Below are 20771 nucleotides of genomic sequence, written 5' to 3' on the forward strand. Positions count from 1 at the left end.
GGGGGGGGGGGGGGGGGGGTGAGCCCCCCCCCGCCGAACCCCGCTTCGTCAGGGTTCGGTCTCCGCGCACTAGGCTGGTCCGGTCTCACCGGCCGTGCGCACCTGGAGTGCTTCCGTGACCATCAAAGACGCGGATCTCGCCCGCGCTCTCACCGCCGTCCTGGGTACCGATCACGAGACTGTGGCCGAGCGGCTGCGTGCCGAGCCCGGCGGAGTGCACCGCGCGGAGCTGGCGGGTGGCGAGCGGGTGTGGGTCGTCAGTCAGTATGACGACGTGAAGAACCTGCTCGCCGATCCGCGGCTCGCGCTGAACAAGCAGGCGTCGCGGGCCGGGTACCAGGGTTTCGGCCTGCCGCCGGCGCTGGAGGCGAACCTGCTGAACCTGGACGGCGAGGACCATGCGCGGCTGCGGCGGCTGGTGGCGTCCGGGTTCACCGCGCGGCGGGTGGACGGGCTGCGCGAGCGGATCCAGGTGCGGGCGGACGGTCTTGTCGACGCGTTGGCCGACGTCAGTCAGCACCCTGGTATTGGGCTTGGTACTGGTCTTGGTACTGGTCTTGGTACTGGTCCTGATACGCCGGACGGCGTCGTGGACCTCGTCGCCGCCTACGCCGCGCCACTGCCCATCGCAGTGATCTGCGACCTTCTGGGCGTCCCCGGCGAGCAGGGCGTGACGCTGCGCGAATACACCCAAGTACTGCTCGCGCCCGGTGACTTCGGGCCCGCGGAGGTGGCCGGGACCATGCGCGGCATCATCGGCTTACTGGCCGGGCTGCTCGCGGCCAAGCGGGACGAACCGGCCGACGACCTGCTCTCGGCGATGATCGCCGCGCGGGACGGGGCCGATCGGCTGTCCGAGGACGAGCTGCTCTCGCTCGCGTTCCTCATTCTGTTCGCCGGCTACGAGAACTCGGTGCACGTGATCAGCGCCGCCGTGGCCCGGCTGCTCTCGGATCCGGCCGCCGTCGACGCGGTGCGGGCGGAGGCGGATCCGCACACGCCGGGCATGACCGCGCTCGCCGAGGAGGTCCTGCGGCGGGATCAGCCGGGGACCACGGCGATCCGCCGCTTCCCGACCGAGGACGTGGCGCTCGGCGAGGGCGTCGTGATCCCGGCGGGCGACACGGTCCTGCTGTCGGTCAGCTCGGCGAACCGTGACCCGCGGTTCTTGGGGGACGGCCATTCGCAGGGTCATGTCACTTTCGGGCACGGCGTCCACTACTGCCTCGGCGCGCCGCTGGCCCGGCTCGAAGTGCGTATCGCCCTGTGGACGCTGCTCACCAGGCTGCCCGGCCTGACTTTGGCGGTGGCGCCCGGCGAGCTGGTCTGGCGGTCGAGCCACCGACAGCGCTCGCTCGCCGCGCTCCCGGTCCGGGTCGGGAAGGTACTTCCCGCACTGCGCGCGGAATAAGAGTGCAGATACGCCGGCCTGAGGTCCTGCACAGGGTTTTCCTCTACCGGTGAACGATCGTCGAGTGCTGACGCGGTCCGACGCAGCGTGGGAGGCTTGAAGCGTCGACGGTGGATCAGGCTTCCGGTTCGTCCGCCCACCGGATGCGCCCGGGTGCGGGCCGTCGCGGTGGTCGGCTGTCCGGTTCCCGCAGCCCGAGGAGCTGGACGTCAGTGAGCGAGCCGATTCTCGTCATCGACTTCGGGACTTCGTCGTCCTGTGCCGCCCTGCTGGCCGACGGGCTGCTCGAATACATCCTCGAACCGTCGACCAGCCAGCTGGTGTGGCCGTCGTCGGTGCTGGTGGACGGCACCGAGATCCTGGTCGGCAGCCGTGCCGAGGGCCGCAAGACCGTGCGGGCGACGCAGTACCGGTCGGAGATCAAGCGGTACCTGACCCGGGGCGAGTCGCCGGAGATCGGCGGCGTCGACTACCGGCCCGAGCAGCTGGTGGCCGAGGTGCTGCGGGTGCTGCGGGCCGAGGCCGAGCGCGTGCACGGCGGGCCGGTCCGGTACGCGGTGCTGACCAAGCCGGCGGCGTTCGGGCCCGGCGACGGGCGGAACGACCGGCTGCTGGCGGCGGCCCACGAGGCCGGCTTCACCGTGGCGGAGCTGCTGCCCGAGCCGGTGGCGGCGGCCTTCTCCGCGCCGTCGGGCGAGGCGTTCGTGCCGGGGCAGTTGGTGCTGGTGTACGACTTCGGCGGGGGGACGTTCGACGCGGCGCTGATCCGGGTCGGGGTCGATGACCACGAACTCATCGGGAGCGACGGGTTGCCGTTCTGCGGCGGCTTCGACGTGGATGTCGCCGTCGCGGACTTCCTGTGCGAGCGCGACGCGGAGCTGCGGGCGCTGTATGAGAGCGGCGACCGGGGCCGGGTCGCAGTGCTCGACGTCGCCGAGCGGCTCAAGAAGGAACTCAGCGAGAGCGATCAGGCGCTCCAGGAGGTCGTCGGCATCGAGGTCGCGCTCGGCCGCGCCGACTTCGAGGCCGTCGCCGCGAACACCATCGCGCAGACCATCGCTTGCTGTTCGAAGCTGCTGCACGAGACCGGGGTCGCGCCCGAAGAACTGGACGCAGTGTTCCTCGTCGGCGGCGGTTCGCGTATTCCGCTGGTGTCGGCCACGCTCGCGGCGCAGCTCGGGGCGCCGCTGCGCAGTGCGCGGGATCCGGAGGTCGCGGTGGTGCGCGGTGCGGCGTATTGGGCTTCGCGTGGAGAGGTGCGGTCGTGTCTTCCCGCCGCGTTCGAGCCGGCTGTTGAGCCGTTGCGGTGGGAGATACCCGGTGACCATGGGACGTTGGTGAGCTGGGAGGTCGAGCCGGGGGAGGAGTACGAGGCCGGGGCGCTGGTCGCTCGCGTGCGGCTCCCGGACGGGAAGCTGACGCGGCTGCTGGCGGAGCACGGGAGCTGGGTGGTCGCGACGCATGTGCGGCCGGGCGAGGTGGTGCGGAGCGGACAGTGGCTGCTCACCGTCCACCGGACCAGCGGCGCGCATTGGGACAGGTCGGTATCCCACTTCGTCGGGCCAAAACGCGCGATCGTGGCAACGGTCAAGAACAATAGGCTGTTTCTGGTTGTGGGAAACTACATCAACGCCTACGACGTCTTTACTGGGACTCTGCTTTTCTCCACGGTTTACGGAGGGGCATACGCGCATCCGACGGCGATTACCGCGGGGACCCCGAACGAGCTGATCGTCAGCTATTCAAACGGTCGCTACGGCACGTCGGCCGTCGTCCGCATCAACCCGGTCACCGGCGGCCAGCTATGACCGGCACCGATCTCGACCACTTCGCGCGCCGTTTCCCCGTGTCGCGGGGCCGCGAGACCAAAGTCGCGCTGCAACGGACCCTGGCCGAACTCGACCAGACCAGCCGCATCGTCGAGGCGCACGCCGACAAGCGGCTGTCCGCAGCCAGGACCACCAAGGTGCACCGCGATCTGCTGGACCATCAACGGACCCTGATTCGCACGGTGGACGAGCTGCTGGTGCGCGGCATGGTCCAGGACCTCGACCTGGCAGCCGTCGCCGGGCACCTGCGGCGCACTCAATACGTCGCGGCGCACGCCGAGGACCTCGCCAACCGCGCGCACTGCGCCATCGAGGAACTCTCCGAAGTCCTGGCCGCGCTGGCGGAATACGTCGCCGGCCTGCGGACGCGGATGGACCGCCGGCTCGACGAGCTGGAGTCCCGGATCGCCGACCTGGAGGCCCGAGTCACCAAGGTGGAGGCGGCGGACCTGGCCGACCACGCGCTGCGCCGGGCAGTGGGCGCGTGGCGCAGCGGCAGCACCTACGCCGGACTACCGTGGGGCTGCCAGATCACGCTGCTGGCACAGGAGGTCTTCGCCGGCCCGGTCGGATACTACGAATGGCTGACCGGCGACCAGCGCCGCCACCGCACCGAACTCGCCGACGCGCTGCTGATTCACGGCGCCGGCCCCTGGCCGCAGCGAGTCCCGACAGCGGCGATCGTCGACGAGACGGCAGCCGAGCTGGGCGGCGGAGTCCGCGCGGCCCGGGTGGCGCAATGGCTCGGCGACGGCCTGGACGCGACGCTGGACGGGATTCGAGGACCGCTGGTGCTTGCGCTGCGGGAGCGGATTTCGAGCACTGAGAACTACAACAGACAATACCAAACCAGCGAGAATCAGAGCCGCGAAAGCTATGGTGGCCAGGCTTTCGGCGAACGCGATCAGGCAAGCTGGAACCAGGACACCCAAGCTTTCGGAACCCGCGATCGCGCGAGCCGGAACCAGAGTGGCCAAGATTCCGGCGAACGCGGCCAGGCAAGCTGGAACCAGGACACCCAAGCTTTCGGCGACCGCGATCGTGCGAGCCGGAACCAAAGTGGCCAAGCTTTCGGCGACCGCGATCAGGCAAGCTCGAACCAGAGCGCGCAGGCTGCTGGCGAGCGCGATTATGCGAGCTGGAATCAGAGTGGCCAAGCTTCCGGCAACCACGATCAAGCGAACAGGAATCGCCACCTCGGCCCCGGCGTCCCCCTCCGCCTCGACTCTGCGGGCTTCGTGCACCACATCGTCGCCGAGCAGGCTGAGACGGCTTTCGGGCTGCGCCGGGCGACATGGCCGGTGGAGCTGGGCCCCTTCGGATCGAGGTGAGCGGTGGTGGATCCGGAGGAGATCGCGCGGCGGGCGCGGCAAATCGGTGACGCTGCGGGTCGGGCGCGTTCCGAGCCGTTGTACGGGGCGGGTGCGCCGGTGCCGGGTGGTGAGCCGCGGGGGTTGCGGGATCCGCGGGAGGTCGTGGCCGAATCAGGGCTCGTGGATCCTCGGCGGGTGCCGGTGGGGTTGGCGTTGGCCGGGGGTGGGGCCAAGGGGGCTTATCAGGCCGGTGTTGTTCGGTTCCTGGCTGAGCAGGGGGTGCAGGTGGTGGCGGTCGCGGGGGCCAGTATCGGGGCGTTGAACGGTGCGGTGCTCGCTGCGGCGCGGGATCTGGCGGCTGCCGCGGTGGCGTTGCGGGAGGTGTGGTGGCAGGCGGCGCGTGATACCGGGCCGCCGAAGGCGGGTGTCGGCGTGGTGTGGGATGAGGGTATCGGGGACCAGGTGCGGAATCTGCCGGGCCGGATGAGTGGGCCGATGCTTCAGCCCGGGTATCTCGACGCGTTGTTGACCAAGTATGTCGATCCCGAGGCGCTGCGGCGGGGACTGCCGTTGTTCGTCACGACGTTCCGGGCCGTGGATCCGGTGGTGGGCAGCCGCCGGCCGTTGGACTACTTCCGGAACCAGCCGTGGGACGGGCCGGTGCGCGGGGCCGGGTTCCGGCTCGGGGCGATGATCGACGTGCTGCGGTCCAAGGCCGGCCGGAGCTCGGACTGGGTGTACGTGAACGACATGCCGCCGGTCCGCATGCACAACGTGATCCTCGGCAGCGCCGGCATCCCGTTCCTCATGGCGCCGCGCAACGTCAACGGCGTGCCGGTCCGGGACGGCGACGTGCTCGGCCGCGGCAACATGCCGGTCGGGGCGCTGGCCGGGCGGATCCCGTGCGAGCGCGTCGTCGCGGTGCACCTCCAGGACCAGCCGCTGTTCCACGGCGGCGCCTTCCCCGGGTCGGACGTCGTCCAGATCCACCCCAGCCGCTCGCTGCGGCCCTCCGGCCCGCTCGGCACCGCCAGCGGCTCCCTGGATCTGTCGCCGGCCCGGGTCGAGGCGTTGTACGAGCTCGGATACGACGACGCCAAGGACCAGCTGGGCCGGGTCTGGACCGAGGACGCGGCGCGTCAGCTGGCCGAGGCCGTGGCCGGGTTCCGGCACGACGCCGTGGCCGAACTCGACGAACCGCTCCGCAACCCCGGCCCCGGCTCCGGCTCCGGCCCCGAAGGGATCACCGATGACCCCGAGATTTGACGACCTGCGCGAGGAAGCCCTGCTCCTGGGCGAGGAGATCGTCGAGCAGGCCCGCCTCCTTGCCGCGCCGCTCGCCGCCGAGGCCCTGAACCAGGCCGTACGGCGGCTGGCCGAGGGCCGGCTGCGGGTGTTGTTCTGTGGCGAGTACAAGCGTGGCAAGTCGACGCTTCTCAATGCCCTGCTCAAGCAGATCCCGCCGCTGCTGCCGGTGTCCGTCATCCCGAAGACGAAGCAGATGACAGAGATCGAATACGGCCCGGTGCAGGAGTGCTTCGTGGTGGAGGAGGATCCGGACCCCACGACCGGGGAGCGGCGCCTCCGCCGCATCGACCGCGAGGACATCGAGCGCTACGCCGCCGAAGCCGACCCGGATACGGACGCCGCCACCAGCAGCACCAGCGCCAGAACCACCGCCAGAACCACCGCCAGAACCACCGCCAGCACCAGCACCACCGCCACCAACCCACCACCCCCCGACTCCCGCCGCGTCCTGATCCGCCTCCCCGACGAGCGCCTCCGCCCCGGCTTCGTCCTCATCGACACCCCCGGCGTCGGCGGCCGGAACCGCGCCCACTCCCGCATCGCCACCGCCGAGCTGGCCACCGCCGACGCCATCGTGTTCGTGGCGTCCCTGAAGGACCCGCTCAACGAGCCGGAGCTGGAGTTCCTGGCCCGCGCCGGGGCCTCGCTCGTAGCCAAGGACACCGGCGACGCCCTGCTCATGCTGTTCAACATGATCGACCTTGACGCCGACCACGCCGCCGAACTGGCCCGCGCCCGCAGCCTGGCCCAGGAGCGCACCGGGCTGTTCGACGACATCCCCGTGATCCCGGTCTCCGCCCGCGACCACCTCACCTACCTGGAGACCGGCGACGACGCCTACCTTGCCGCCGGCCGCTTCCCGGAGCTGGAAGCGGTGCTGTGGGACCGGCTCCTTCGACGGCGCATCAGGGTCCTGCTGGGCGAAGCGGTCTTCGTCGCGGAGCGGACCGTCGGCGTCTTGCTGGAGCCGCTGGTCACCGAGGACCGCGCCCTGCGCGACGACACCGGCCGGGAGCTGAAGCGGCTCGCCGCCGAGTGCGAGGAGAAGCGCGCGCGGCTGGAGGCGCTCGGCAGCGAGGGGGCCGCGTGGCGCGAGGAGGTCCGCGACCGGTTGGCCGAGCTGCGCGAACGGATGGTCGAACGATGCACCCGGCTGTTCGGCGAGATCTGGCGCCGGGCGCTGGAGGACATGGTCGACCAGCAGTACTACCAGATCGATCCGTCCCGGCTCACCAGCCAGCTCAACAGCGAGCTCGGCCTGGTCCTGTCCGGCGTCGACGACTGGGCCGGCCGCAAGGCCACCGCCATCCAGCGTGACTGCGCCAAGAAATGGCAGCTCAGCATGCAGGCTCCGGAGCTCGGCCGGCTCACCGGCATCTCCGTCGTCGACCTCCCGCGATTCTCGGTGCTGGAGGAGCGGATCCGCTACGAGACCCACCGCACCAAGGTCAAGCGGATCCGGACCGGGGAGCACTACGAGACCACGACCGGGGCGAAGCCGGGCCTGATCAGAAGGGCACTGGTGAAAGGCGCCGGCCTGTTCGGAGAATCCGCGAGAGCGAGCGCTGCCAAAGCCACCGGCGTGCGGATCGTGCAGGACTACGAGGAGATCGGCGGCGAGAAGTACAAGGTCGCGGTGAACGACGGCTACTCCGCGACCGAGTTGGCCGAGCGCCGGGCGCAGCTGCAAGAAGCGGTGTCGAAGGCCCGAGCCCGATCGGCGCAGCTGATCGAGGAATCCGTCACCGAGCACGTGAACGTCCTCGCCGCCGCCGTCGCCCTGGAGATGGAGCAGGAGATCGCGCTGGAGACCGAGACGCTGGGGCGCGTGCTGCCGGAGCTGGAGGCGGCCGCGGTCCGGACCAGAGAGAGCGCCCAGGCGCGGCTTGCCGAACTGGAAGCACTGACGCGGCCGCTGCGTGCCCACCGCCACCGTGCCGAACAACTGGCCCGCGAGGTCGACGAGCTGACGAAGGCCGCGTCGTGACCGCGCCGGGCCCCGGCACACCCGAACGACCCGGAAAGCCCGCACGATTCGCCGCACCCCTCGAAGAAGCATCGCGCCTGCTGGGATCCGCCCCCGACCTGGAACCAATGCGCGCCCTGCTCCAAGCCCGCCTCGAACGCCTCGACGCCCGGCTGCGCGTGGCGGTCGTCGGCCGCGTCTGCCAAGGGAAATCGACCCTGGTCAATGCCCTGATCGGCGAGCGGCTCACCCCGACCGGCACCCTGGAGCTGTCGTTCAGCGTCAACCACCTCCGATACGGCACCGACCCGGGCCTGACCGTCCACTTCACCGACCCGACCCGGCCGCCGCTGCCGACCAGCCTCGCGGACCTGGAGAAGTTCGCCGCGCGCCGCGAGGACAACGCCGACCTGCTGCGCTCGATCGAGTACCTGGACGTGGTCTCCGACCGCCCCTACCTCGCCGGCTTCGACCTGATCGACACCGCCGGCCTGGACTCGCCCTGGATCGAGGACTCCGCCAAGACCCTGGACTTCCTGAAGAAGTCGCGCGACCAGGTGGCCGCCGCGACGCTGGAGGCCACCACCTCGGCCGACGCCCTGCTGGTCGTCATGGGCCGTGGCGGCCAGTCGCAGACCGACGACGAGATGCTGCGCGCGTTCCTCGGCCCGCGGACCGGGGCGGCCTCCCCGGTGACCACGATCGGCGTCCTGACCAAGGTCGAGGAGATGTGGCGGGACCACCCGGACCCGTTCGTCGGGGCCCGCATGCTCCGCGACGACATGTTCCGCTCCCCGGCGGTCCGGGCGGTGCTGTTCGAGATCCAGCCGGTGTGCGGCCGGCTCGCGGAGACCGCCGCCGGCCTGGACGAGGCGGACCTGGAGGACATCAGGACCCTGGCCAAGGTGTCCGCCGAGGACCTGGAACGCTCGGTCAAGAGCGCCGCCGTCTTCCAGCGCACCGACCGCGGACTCCCGCTGGACCCGGCCCGCCGCGACGCCCTGCGCGGCCGCTTCACGCCGTTCGGCCTGATGACGGCCTGCTGCCTGATCCGCGACGGCGTGGGCACCGTCGACGAACTGCGGACCCGGCTGGAGGAGGTGAGCGGGATCAGGGTCCTGCGCGACCGGCTTACCGACCACTTCGCCCACCGCTCGCACCTCATCAAAGCCCGGATCACCGGCGAGGCGCTCCGGCGCCAGGCCCGCGGCCTCCGGGCCGGACTGACCGCGCCCGACGCCGAGGCGCTGGACACCGCGCTGGAAACGGTGGAGACCGCGTTGCGCGACGAGCCCGGCCTGGACGAGCTGGACCTGCTCCAGCGCCTGGTCAGCGGCGAGCTGCGGCTCGGCCCCGACGACCGCGAAGACGTGCTGCACCTGGTGGGGGAGTACGGCCGCTCGGCGGCGGCCCGGCTGCGGCTGGCCGACACCGCCGCCCCGGCCGACCTCGCGGCCCGGGCCCGCGACCTGCACGACCGGTGGCTCGGCCACCTGAACGCCGGGCGGTACCGCGGGTCGGCGCACGTCGTCGTGGCCCGCTGCGCCAACCTGCTGCGCGCGGTCGCGGCGGCGCGGGCGCTGTTGGAGGACCCTGATTCCGCGGACAGTAGGAGAAGACTGCGATGACATCCAAGCCGCGGACCCGGACCCCGTCCGAACCGTCGTACCCGCGCCGGGACACGGTGCTCGTCGTCGACTTCGGGACCTCGCTGACCACCGCGACCCTGCTGTCCGGCGGGGTGGCCAAACCGGTCGGCGACCCGGTCGCCGGCGCCCGGTCCTGGCCCAGCAGCGCGCACCTGGGCGCCGACGGCCTCACGGTCGGCGACCTGGCCGAGGGCTACCGGAGCAGTACGCCGCTGGCCTTCGTCGCGGAGTTCAAACGGTACCTGGGCTCCGCCGAGCCGATCCCGCACTGGGGCCTGGACCTCACGGCGGCGCAGGTGACGAGCGCGCTGCTGGCCGCGATCCGGGCCGAGGCCCAGGGCAAGGTCCACGAGCCGGTGGACCGGCTGCTCATCACCTGCCCCGGCGATTTCAAGATCGGCGTGCCGGCCGACCGGCGCTGGGCCGACCTGGACGCCGCCTGCCGCGCCGCCGGCTTCCTCGACGTCGAATACCTGCCCGAACCGGTCGCCGCCGCCTACGCCCCGGTCGCCGAGGGCGCCCTCCCCGACGACGCGCTGGTGCTGGTCTACGACCTCGGCGGCGGCACCTTCGACGCCGCGCTGGTCCGGATCGGACCGCGCCGGCACGACGTCCTGGCCGCCACCTCGATCCCGTTCTGCGGCGGAGCGGACATCGACGCGCTGCTGATGGAGGAGCTGCGCGACGTCACCGGCATCGGCCCCGACTCCGGCAACGGCCGGGTCGACGCTCTGCTGAAGACCACGGCCCGGGACGTCAAACAGCGGCTGTCGCTGACCCGGGAGGACACCGTCTCCGTGCTGCCCACCCTCGACGACGTCGTGATCACCCGGGCCCGCCTGGAGGAGTTGGTCACCGAGTGGGGCAAGATCAAGCAGACCGTCGAGGCGGCCGTGGGCCTGTGCGCCGACGCCGGAATCAACACCCTGACCGACCTCGAAGCGATCCTCGCCGTCGGCGGAAGCAGCCGCATCCCCCTGGTCGAGCAGCACCTGAGCCATCTGGGCCGCCCGATCCGCCGCCCGATCGACATCGGCACCGCCGTGGCCGACGGCGCGGTGGAATGGGCCCGGCGCGGGACCGACCGGGTCCTCGACGTCGAACAGACGCTCCCCACCCACATCCCGCTGCGCTGGCCGCTGCCGCCCGGCCGGGTCACCGTCAGCACCTGGCTCGCCGGCCCCGGCGACCGGCTGCGCAAGGGCGACCCGATCCTGCGCGTCGCGGTCCCCGGCGGCGCGCTGTGGGACCTGCGGGCGGACCGCCCCGGAACCCTGGAGGCCCAGCACTACCGCGAGGCCGCCGTGGTCACGGCGCAGGACTGGCTCGCGACGATGCGGCCTCTGCGTCCCGGGGAGGACAGCGAGAACGGTGCGAGCATCATGCCGCGGCTGTGGCGGACGATCGCGGGCACCGCGGTCGTGGCGGCGGTGAGCGGTGACGAGCGGTACGTGGCGCGCGCCGACGGCAAGACCGTGCGGTTGTACGACCTTGAGGAGTGGGCCGTGGTCGGCTCCGCCACGGTCGGCGCGCCGGTGGTCCAGATCGTGTTCGACCGGCGCGGCGGGCTGTTGATCGTGACGGATACCGGGGTACATGGCTGGGACCCGGAGCAGGGAGCGGCACCCAAGCTGATCGTCAAACGGGATCATCCTCGGGTGGCGGTGCGGCCGGATGGCGAGGTCGTCGCGGTGTCGTCGCGTACCGAGGCCCAGGTGGTGTTTCTCCGAGGCGACAGCATGGAGAAGATCGGCGAGAGCAAATCCGCGCTGGGCTACAGCAATGTCTGCCAGGCCTCGCTTTTCAGCGCCGATGGCAAAACGCTGATACCGGCGTCCCGTCAGGACAACTTGACGAGGCAGGAGCCCGACACCGACGGCCTGCCCGCTGTCCTTTGGCACACCTATGCCACCACCGCGGCCTTCGACGGAACCGGCAGGTTCGCTCTCTTCGGTGACGACGCCGGCCAGATAACGATGCGCAGCGTGGAGACCGGGCAGCGAACGTCGGTCCTCTCCTCCGTCGGGGCGGGGGTGGCGGCCATCGCGTGCAGTCCTGATTCCCCCGTGGCGGCGGTCGGGCTGCGTGACGGCTACGTCGAGCTCCGCCGCGTCGACGACGGCGTCATCACGCTGCAGCCGCTTGTCCGCCGCCGCGTAGGAGTGTGCGGATTCCTCCAGTTCATCGATCACGGTTCGATGCTCGTCACCGGCACGGCCGGTTCGTTGTCGTTGTGGAGCCTGACCGACCTGGTCCCCGCCCCGGCGCGCAGGTAGGCCGACTCGCAGGGCCTTATGGGGGAATTCCTCATCAATCGGGCATCCCCGGCGCACCTCCGGGAATCCGACTGCAATGATCATAGGAACTTTCCGAAGACTCGCCGCCCTCCTGGTGGCGGCCGCCCTCGCGCTGCTCGCCGTCGGGTTCTCGGCGACACCGGCCGCGGCGGCGGGCAAGGTCGTCTACATCACCTTCGACGACGGCCCCAGCGCCGTCTACACACCGAAGGTGCTCAAAGTGCTGTCGCAGTACGGGGTGCACGCGACGTTCTTCGAGGTGGGCCAGCAGATCGCCGCGCACCCGTCGCTGACCTCACAGGTGTACCACGCGGGCCACAGCGTGCAGAACCACACCTGGTCGCACCCCGACCTGCGGAATCTGTCGTCGTCGCAGTTCACGTACCAGGTGACCGCGACCGACCGGCAGATCCGCGCCCGCACCGGCTACCGCACCTGCTGCCTCCGGCCGCCGTACGGCGCGGTGAACGCCACCGTGCGCGCGCGAGCGGCCGCCCTCGGCAAGAAGCTCGCCCTGTGGACCGTCGACCCTCGCGACTGGTCCCGTCCCGGCGCCGCGGCGATCAGCTACCGCGTGCTCAGCCACGTCCGCCCGGGATCGGTGGTGCTGCTGCACGACGGCGGGGGCGACCGCAGCCAGACCGTCGCGGCGCTGAGCGGGATCCTCAAAACGCTGAAGGCGCGCGGGTACACGTTCGCGACGTGGGCGCGATGAGCGGCGCCGCCTAGGAAACCGCCTTTCTCGGGACTTTCGGCCCTTCACCGATCGTGCTCCCGCCTGTGAGCCTGTGGCTCTGGACCGCCGAGGCCAGAGCCCGGCCCCGGCGCACCACGACTCAGGACAGGAGGCGCCGATGCACCGTTCGAGTGCCTTGCTGGCGATCATTCAAGGCGGCATGGGGGTCGGCGTCTCGCAGTGGCCGCTGGCCCGCGCGGTCGGCCGGACCGGCCAGCTCGGCGTGGTCTCCGGGGTGGCCCTGGACGGGCTGCTGGCCCGGCGCCTGCAACGCGGCGACCCCGGCGGCCACCTGCGCGAAGCTCTCGCGCGGTTTCCCGCCCCCGACGTCGCCCGGCGGATCCTTGACCGCTATTACGTCCCCGGCGGCATCGGCGCGGACCGTCCCTACCGGCCGGTGCCGCGGCTCCGGCTGGGCGCGAACCGCGCGGCCGTCGAGCTGATCGTCGCGGGCAACTTCGTCGAGGTCTTCCTCGCCAAGCAGGGACACCAGGGGCCGATCGGCGTCAACTATCTGGAGAAGATCCAGATGGCCGCTCCGGCTGCGCTCTACGGTGCGATGCTCGCCGGCGTCGACTACGTGCTGGTCGGCGCCGGCATCCCGAGCGAGTACCCGCGCCTGCTCGACGCACTGAGCCGACACAGCGCTGTCGAGCTGCCGATCGCCGTTTCCGGTTCGGCCCCGGCCACCCTGGCTCCGGCCACCCCTGCCACCGCCACCACCAGTACTGTCGCTTTCGACCCGGCCGCCATCCTCGGCCCCTCCGCGACCGCGGAGACCGACGAACCACTGCGCCGCCCCCAGCTCCTGGCCATCATCTCCTCCGCGATCCTCGCCGTCCGCCTGGCCCGCGACCCGCTCACCAGGCCCGACGGCTTCGTCCTGGAGACCGCCGCTGCCGGCGGCCACAGCGCGCCCCCGCGCGGGAAACCGCCGTTGTCGCCGACCGGCGAACCCGTCTACGGCCCGCGCGACGAGATCGACGTCGCGAAGGTCGCCGCGCTCGGGCTGCCGTTCTGGCTGGCCGGCGGGTTCGCGACGGCCGAGGGCCTGGCGGCGGCGCGCGCCGCGGGCGCGGCGGGCATCCAGGTCGGCAGCGCGTTCGCCCTGTGCGAGGAATCAGGGATCGACCCCGACCTCAAGCAGCAGTTGCTCGCCCGCGCGCAGGCGGGCACGCTCACCATCCGCAACGATCCCGCCGCCTCGCCGACCGGGTTCCCGTTCAAGACGGCCCGGCTCCCCGACACCTTGACCGACGAGTCCGTGTACGCCGCGCGTCCCCGCCTCTGCGACCTCGGATACCTCCGGACCCCGTATCTCGGTGACAACGGCCGCGTCGGCTACCGCTGCCCGGCCGAGCCGGTCGACGACTACCTCGCCAAGGGCGGCGCGGCCGAGGACACCGTGGGCCGCAAGTGCTTGTGCAACGCCCTGATGGCCACCGTCGGCCTGGGCCAGCACCGCCGGGACGGCTATCAGGAACCGGCGCTGGCAACGCTGGGTCAGAGCCTTGACTTCCTGCCCGGCCTGCTGTCGGCGGACGCCGCCGGGTACCGCGCCGAGGACGTCGTCGCCCATCTGCTCCGGCCGTGAACCCTGTCGTTTGTCCGACACCGAACTAACAGGAACAAATATCGCACAAATTTCGCCAACATAAGGCCAACGGCTAACCAATATCACCGCGCTGACCTGCTGAAACATCCAACTTCACAGGATTGCCCGCACCGATCACCCTGCATATGATCCGTCTCGCCGATCCGGCGAATGCCTCCATTTATGCGAATGATCGGGAACCCTTGTGAAGTCATCAGGAAGAAGGCCCGCGGGGATCCGCCGGGGCGCGAGCCTGGCGGCCCCCGCCATCGCCGCCGCGCTCCTGGTCGCCGTCGGGCCGCAGTACGCCGTCCAAGCGGCGGCGGTCCACGGCGCCCGCCCCGCGGTCCAGCCGGACCACCGCATTCCCACCACGCCCTTCGTCGCCGCGGACCGCAGAGCCGCCGCGACCAAGGGCGGCGTTCCGCATCCGGGCCCGCTGCCCGGCTCGACCTGGCCGGCCGGGGCGAGTGCCGATGTCGCGCTGAGCCCGGCCGCCGTGGCCGGGCCGGGGGCGGCCGTGCCGCTCACGTTGCGCGCGGCGGCAGCCTCCACCACCGCGCCTGCCAGTGCGCCGACCAACGCGCCCGCCAACGCGGCTGTATCGGGTGCCCCCGCGCCCGCCGGCCCCGTCCGGGTCCAGCTCCTCGACCACAGCGCGGCGGCCAAGGCGGGAGTCGCAGGAGTGATATTCACCCTGACCCCCGCCGCCGCGAGCTCCGCCGCCGACCCAGCCGCCGACCCCGCAGCCAGCACCGCCGCCAGCCCCACCGCGACGGCCGCGAAGGCCACCTCTCCCGCCTCCGTCGAGGCCACCATCGACTACTCCGCCTTCCGCAACGCCGGCGGTGCCGACTTCGGCGACCGGCTCCGCCTGGTCAGCCTCCCCGCCTGCGCGCTGACGACGCCGGAGGTCCCGGCCTGCCAGGTGCAGACGCCGGTGGCCGGGGCGAGCAACGACACCGCGCACCACACCTTGACCGCCCGCGTCGACCTCGCGTCCGCGAACCAGGGTTCGGGCACCGCCTCGGCGCCGGCCCCCGCCACCGCTGCTCAGGCCACTGCCGCCGCCTCCGCCGCCTCCCGCGCCGCCGCCCCCGCGACGGTCCTCGCCGCCACCGCGGGCAGCTCGGGCGCCGGCGGCGACTTCACCGCCAGCTCGCTGAACCCCTCCGGCACCTGGTCGGCCGGCGGGGTGACCGGCGGCTTCACCTGGTCCTACCCGATCACCCTGCCCCCGGCGGCGGCCGGAGCGGCCCCGGCGGTCTCGCTCGACTACTCCTCCGACCGCGTCGACGGCCTCACCGCCGTGACCAACAACCAGCCGTCCTGGGTCGGCGAGGGCTGGGACTACGACCCGGGCCACGTGGAGCGCGTCTACCGCCCCTGCTCGTCGTTCACCGACCTGCCGAAGGCGTCCCAGACCGGCGACGACTGCTGGTCCGGCCAGATCCTGATGCTGGACCTGCAGGGCAAGTCGACCGCGCTGGTCTACGACGACGCCACGCACACCCTGCACGAGCAGACCGACTCCGGCGACCGCGTCGAACTGCTCACCGGCGCCTCGAACGGCGCGCAGAACGGCGAGTACTTCAAGGTCACCACGCCGGACGGCACGCAGTACTTCTTCGGCCGCAACGGCGGCCCGGGCGCGAGCGCGACGAACTCCACCTGGACCGTCCCGGTCTTCGGCGCCCACGCCGGCGACCCCTGCCACTCCAACTCCGGCTTCGGCTCCTCCTCCTGCACCCAGGCCTGGCGCTGGAACCTGGACTTCGTCGAGGACGTCCACGGCAACGCCACGATGTACTACTACACGCCGGAGACGAACTACTACGGCAAGAACAACGCCACGAGCGGCACCAGCTACACCCGCGGCGGCTACCTGAACCGCATCGACTACGGCCTGCGCGACGAGAACGGCACGGTCTACGGCTCGGCCGCCCCCGACCAGGTCGTGTTCACCGTCGCCGAGCGCTGCCTGCCGACGAGCGGCTTCACCTGCGACGCGGCCCAGATGAAGGACAACGCCACCAAGTGGCCCGACGTCCCGGCCGACCAGCAGTGCGCCTCCGGCGCCGTCTGCAACGTCCACGCCCCGACGTTCTGGTCCACCAAGCGCCTGACCACCATCACGACGCAGTACGCGAAGCCGGGCGGCGGCTACAACGTCGCCGACAGCTACGACCTCGGCCAGAGCTTCCCGACCGACGCCGACGCCGAGCTGTGGCTGACCGGCATCACCCGCACCGGCTACGACAGCACCGGCGCCACGCTGCCCATGCTGCCCACCACGTTCTACGGGCAGGCGATGACCAACCGGGTGCCGAACCACAACAGCCTGCCCGGCATGCCGCACTGGCGGGTGACCTCCGTGAACACCGACACCGGATCGGTCGTCGGCGTCACCTACAGCACCAGCTGCTCGGCCGCGACGATCCCGTCGGACCCGTCGCAGAACACCTCGCAGTGCATGCCCGCGTACTGGACCCCGCAGCTCTACACCGACCCGATCCTGGACTACTTCACCAAGTACGTGGTCACCGAGGTCGACAAGCAGGATCCCAGTGCCCTGACCCCGATGCTGAAGACGATGTACGCCTACCGCGGCGACCCGGCCTGGCACTACGACGACAACGAGGTCGTCAAGCCCGCCAACCGGACCTGGGGCCAGTTCCGCGGCTACGGCGAGGTGGACGTCAAGACCGGCAACGCCTCGAACGGCGAGCTGGTCACCAACCAGGCGATGACCTACTTCCGCGGCATGAACGGCGACACCCTGCCGAACAACGGCACCCGCAAGGTCGTGCTCACCGACTCCCTCGGCGAGACGTTCAACGACGACGACGCGCTGTCCGGGCAGGAGTTCGAGCAGACCGCCTACGACGGCGACGGCGGCGCCCGGCTGAGCCGCACGATCAACACCCCGACGGTGGTCGCGACCACCGGCACCCGCACCCGGACCGGCCTGCAGCCGCTGGTCGCCACCATCGTGAAGCCGGCCAAGAGCCGGACGCTGACGGACCTGGGCGGCGGCGCGGTCCGCACGGTCACCGCGACCGACGCCTACGACTCCTCCGGCCGCACCGTCCGGCTGGACGAGACCGGCGACGGCGTCCCGGAGACGTGCAGCACCACCGCCTTCGCCGACAACCTGACGACCTGGGTCCGGAACCGTCCGGCCGAGATCATCCGCAGCGCGCAGGCCTGCCCGCCGGCCGGCACCGCGCAGACGAACATCCTGTCCGACACCCGCACCTACTACGACGGCTCGACCACGCTCGGCGCGATGCCCGGCGCCGGCGACCCGACCCGGGTCGACGCGCTGAACAACGGGGCGTTCTTCACCGACAGCACCTCGACCTACGACGCCTCCGGCCGGGTCCTGACCGCCGCCGACGCCCTCGGCCGCACCACCTCCACCGCCTACACCCCGGCCGACGGCGGCCCGCTCACCAAGCAGACCGTCACCAACGCCCTGGGCCAGGCCGTGACCTCGGTCTACAACCCCGACCGCGGCACCAAGGCCTCCTACACCGACGTCGCAGGACACGTCGAGAGCGCGACCTACGACCCGCTGGGCCGGATCACCCAGGTCTGGAAGCCGGGCCGCACCCAGGGCCAGAACACCCCGAACGCCACCTACTCCTACCTGGTGCAGGCCACCGGCCCCGACGTCGTCACCGAGAACGACCTCGTCGACTACGGCACCGGCAGCAACTACGTCACCTCGACCAAGCTCTACGACACCATGGGCCGCCTGGTCCAGACCCAGACCGCCGCGGAGAACGGCGGCTCGCAGGTCTCGGACACCTTCTACGACGGCCACGGCTGGGTCGTGGCCACCAACAACCACTACCTGATCGCCGCCGCGCCCGGGACCACGGTCCAGCAGGTCGCCGCCGGCTCGGTTGACGACCGGACGGTGAACACCCTGGACAGCAGCGGCCGGACCACCCTGGCCACCGTCTACAAGGACGGCGCCGCGACCAAGTCGACGCGCACCGTCTACGGCGGCGACCGGGTCACCACCATCCCGCCGCAGGGCGGAACCGCCGTGACCAGCTTGTTCAACGCGCGCGGCCAGACCGTGGAGAGCGACCAGTACACCGTTCCGCCGACCGTCAGCGGGACCACGGTGAGCGGCGGGACGTTCCAGCCGACGACCTACGGCCTGGACTCCCTGGGCCGCACCACCTCCGTCCGGTCCAACGGCTCCACCTGGACCTTCACCCTGGACACCCTGGGCCGTAAGGTCGCCAGCCAGAGCCCGGACAGCGGCAAGGTCACCACCGTCTACGACAACGCCGGACAGGTGACCTCCAGCACCGACGCCCGCGGCCAGACCCTGGCCACCACCTACGACCCGCTCGGCCGCAAGACCGCCGAGTACGCCGGATCGGCCACCGGCACCAAGCTCGCCTCCTGGCTGTACGACACGCTCCAGGCCGGCCACCTCACCAACGAGACCCGCTACACCCCGGCCGGGAACTACGTCACCGGGACCACCGGCTACGACGGCCAGGGCAACCCGATCAGCCAGCTGACCGTGATCCCGTCCGCCGAGACCGGCCTGTCCGGCCGCTACACCACGACCTACGGCTACAGCAGCACCGGACTGATGCTGACCACCACCCCGGCCCCGGTTCCCGGCCTGCCGGGAGAGACCGTCACCACCACCTACGACAAGCTCGGCAACCCGGTTGCCGTGAACGGCACCTCGGTCACCGCCTCGCAGGCGCTGTCCGGCTACAACCAGCCGAGCCAGATCACCTTCGGCGGCTCGACCAACAACGCCTGGCTGAGCTACACCTATGATCCGCAGACGCTGAAGGCGATCGACACCAACCTCAGCGCCCAGCTCACCACGCCGCAGCTGGACGACACCCAGTACCTCTACGACCCTTCCGGACACGTGACCTCGGTCGTGGACACCCAGGGGCCGAAGGGCTCCCCGGTCGACGACCAGTGCTACACCTACGACGCGCTGGGGCGGCTGAACCAGGCCTGGACCAGCAGCGCCAACGACTGCACCCGCAACCCGGCGACCGCCGGCGCCGCGGCGGTCGGCGGCCCCAACCCGTACTGGACCACCTGGACCTTCGACAACGCGGGCGACCGCCTGTCGCAGACTTCGCACACCCCGGCCGGCGGCACCGGACCGGACAAGACGACCGCCTACACCTACAACACCGCCTCCGGCGCCCACACCCTCACCGGGACCACCGGCGGCACCGGCGGCGCGACCGGCTACACCTACGACGCCTCCGGCAACACCCTGACCCGGAGCCTGCCGGGCGGCAACCAGACCTTCACCTGGAACACGTACGGCAAACCCGCCACCGCGACCACCCCGGCCGGCACCACCACCTGGGTCTACAACGCCGACAACACCGAACTCGTCCGCCGCGACCCGGGCTCGACCACGGTCTACCTCCCGGGGCAGGACGTGACCCGGAGCTCGAACGGCACGGTCTCCGCCAAGCGGTACTACAGCCTGGGCACCCAGACCGTCGCCGTCTCCGACGGCACCGCCGTCGGCACCGACTACCTCGTCGGCGACCAGCACAACAGCCAGCAGCTCGCGGTCAACACCACCACGCTGGCGCTGACCCGGCGCCCGCTGGACCCCTACGGCAACCAGCGCGGCACCGCCACCGGCGGCGCCTGGCCGGACAGCCACGGGTTCCTGAACATGCCGACCAGCCCCGGCACCGGACTGGTGGACGTCGGCGCGCGCGAGTACGACCCGACCATCGGCCGGTTCATCAGCGTCGACCCGGTGCTCGCGGAGACTGACCCGCAGTCGATGACCGGGTACGCGTACGCGGACAACGCGCCCACCTCCGCCAGCGACCCGTCCGGCTTGATGCTGAACTCGGCGTCGGACGGCAGCAGCTGGGGCAGCGATACCGGCAGCTGCAGCTGCGACGACTGGTGGAACGACCCCACCATGAACAAGCCGGTGCCGACCGTGCACTGGTACCCGGACTCGCCGGACAGCGGCGTCCAGAACTACCCCGCCGACCGGTGGTGGGACGACCCGCCGCCGAGCACGTCCGGACACCACTACTGCGACGGCTGCCAGCCGCTGCCCAAGGACCCGCCTGCGGGTCTGGAGAAGAAGGTGCCGTCCGATGGCAGCGGGGTTCTCTACACCCGGACCGACGCGATCGAGGCGCACACATACATCGACATGTCGACAGTGCAGGGCCTCACAACCCTTAGCCAGGACGACGCCGGATACACCTATGTGGCGTCGCGATCGATCAACGAGACGAATTCGCACACCTACGTCAGTTCATTTGGCTGGAACGCTCAGGTCAAGTTCACGTTGTCTGTCAAGGAGAGCGCCGAGATATTCGGCCTGGGCGGCGACAGCGAGCAGACCTTCGAGGCCGCGGTGGGGGTGAACGGCGAATATCAGAATATAGATGGCCTACTGAAGTCGACCACCGACACCGCGACCACCACCCAGCACTTCCCGGTGAAGGCCGGCGAGCCTTTCGGGAGGTCCCCGTACGGGATCGTCACTCTCTACCGGACCACCTATGTGCACGACGACGGAAAGATCACCTACAAGACCTGGACGTCCTTCAACATCACATCGTGGGTCATGGTCAAGTACGACCCCAACAATCCGCCTACGCATGCCATGAACTGATCGC

General features: G+C 71.1%; 10 protein-coding genes. All 10 read left to right on the forward strand.

All coding sequences use genetic code 11. The features are described 5' to 3' along the window. Positions 1 to 115 precede the first annotated feature (115 nt). The 10 genes from ABD481_RS03380 to ABD481_RS03425 all read left to right on the forward strand — a co-directional run bounded on the left by ABD481_RS03380 (position 116) and on the right by ABD481_RS03425 (position 20767). The gene (locus tag ABD481_RS03380; protein ID WP_344663999.1) at positions 116 to 1411 is read left to right on the forward strand and encodes a cytochrome P450 family protein; all 1296 of its coding nucleotides are present in this window, start codon (positions 116 to 118) and stop codon (positions 1409 to 1411) included. 212 nt (positions 1412 to 1623) lie between these two features. After that, positions 1624 to 3219: an Hsp70 family protein gene (locus tag ABD481_RS03385; protein ID WP_344664000.1), complete on the forward strand. Its 1596-nt coding sequence runs from the start codon at positions 1624 to 1626 to the stop codon at positions 3217 to 3219. Then, positions 3216 to 4571 carry a hypothetical protein gene (locus ABD481_RS03390; protein WP_344664001.1) on the forward strand — a complete coding sequence of 452 codons (1356 nt, stop codon included), beginning with the start codon at positions 3216 to 3218 and terminating at the stop codon, positions 4569 to 4571. The genes ABD481_RS03385 and ABD481_RS03390 overlap by 4 nt, the downstream gene beginning before the upstream one ends. Positions 4572 to 4670: 99 nt before the next feature. Continuing rightward, positions 4671 to 5819 (forward strand): patatin-like phospholipase family protein, encoded by a 1149-nt coding sequence (locus ABD481_RS03395; RefSeq protein ID WP_344664002.1) that lies wholly within the window; start codon positions 4671 to 4673, stop codon positions 5817 to 5819. Further along, positions 5803 to 7848, forward strand: coding sequence for a dynamin family protein (locus ABD481_RS03400; protein ID WP_344664003.1), 2046 nt, complete (start codon positions 5803 to 5805; stop codon positions 7846 to 7848). The genes ABD481_RS03395 and ABD481_RS03400 overlap by 17 nt, the downstream gene beginning before the upstream one ends. Further along, positions 7845 to 9455, forward strand: a complete 1611-nt coding sequence (locus tag ABD481_RS03405; RefSeq protein ID WP_344664004.1) for a dynamin family protein — start codon at positions 7845 to 7847, stop codon at positions 9453 to 9455. The genes ABD481_RS03400 and ABD481_RS03405 overlap by 4 nt, the downstream gene beginning before the upstream one ends. Then, a complete protein-coding gene (locus ABD481_RS03410; RefSeq protein WP_344664005.1) occupies positions 9452 to 11752 on the forward strand; it encodes an Hsp70 family protein in 2301 nt (766 codons plus the stop codon). Before ABD481_RS03405 ends, ABD481_RS03410 begins: the two co-directional genes overlap by 4 nt. 76 nt (positions 11753 to 11828) lie before the next feature. Next, a complete protein-coding gene (locus ABD481_RS03415) occupies positions 11829 to 12488 on the forward strand; it encodes a polysaccharide deacetylase family protein (RefSeq protein ID WP_344664006.1) in 660 nt (219 codons plus the stop codon). A gap of 139 nt (positions 12489 to 12627) precedes the next feature. Continuing rightward, a complete protein-coding gene (locus ABD481_RS03420; protein ID WP_344664007.1) occupies positions 12628 to 14103 on the forward strand; it encodes a nitronate monooxygenase in 1476 nt (491 codons plus the stop codon). A 205-nt stretch (positions 14104 to 14308) separates the two neighbouring features. Beyond that, the gene (locus ABD481_RS03425; protein ID WP_344664008.1) at positions 14309 to 20767 is read left to right on the forward strand and encodes an RHS repeat domain-containing protein; all 6459 of its coding nucleotides are present in this window, start codon (positions 14309 to 14311) and stop codon (positions 20765 to 20767) included. The last annotated feature ends 4 nt before the right edge of the window (positions 20768 to 20771 follow it).

It is taken from the genome of Catenulispora yoronensis (assembly GCF_039531695.1).
In the GTDB taxonomy this organism is placed as follows: domain Bacteria; phylum Actinomycetota; class Actinomycetes; order Streptomycetales; family Catenulisporaceae; genus Catenulispora; species Catenulispora yoronensis.

Bases quoted from the DNA above. Each gene is read 5' to 3' on its own strand.
- ABD481_RS03390 (WP_344664001.1), top strand. From the start codon at position 3,216: ATGACCGGCACCGATCTCGACCACTTCGCGCGCCGTTTCCCCGTGTCG.
- ABD481_RS03415 (WP_344664006.1), top strand. From the start codon at position 11,829: ATGATCATAGGAACTTTCCGAAGACTCGCCGCCCTCCTGGTGGCGGCC.
- ABD481_RS03420 (WP_344664007.1), top strand. From the start codon at position 12,628: ATGCACCGTTCGAGTGCCTTGCTGGCGATCATTCAAGGCGGCATGGGG.
- ABD481_RS03400 (WP_344664003.1), top strand. From the start codon at position 5,803: ATGACCCCGAGATTTGACGACCTGCGCGAGGAAGCCCTGCTCCTGGGC.
- ABD481_RS03410 (WP_344664005.1), top strand. From the start codon at position 9,452: ATGACATCCAAGCCGCGGACCCGGACCCCGTCCGAACCGTCGTACCCG.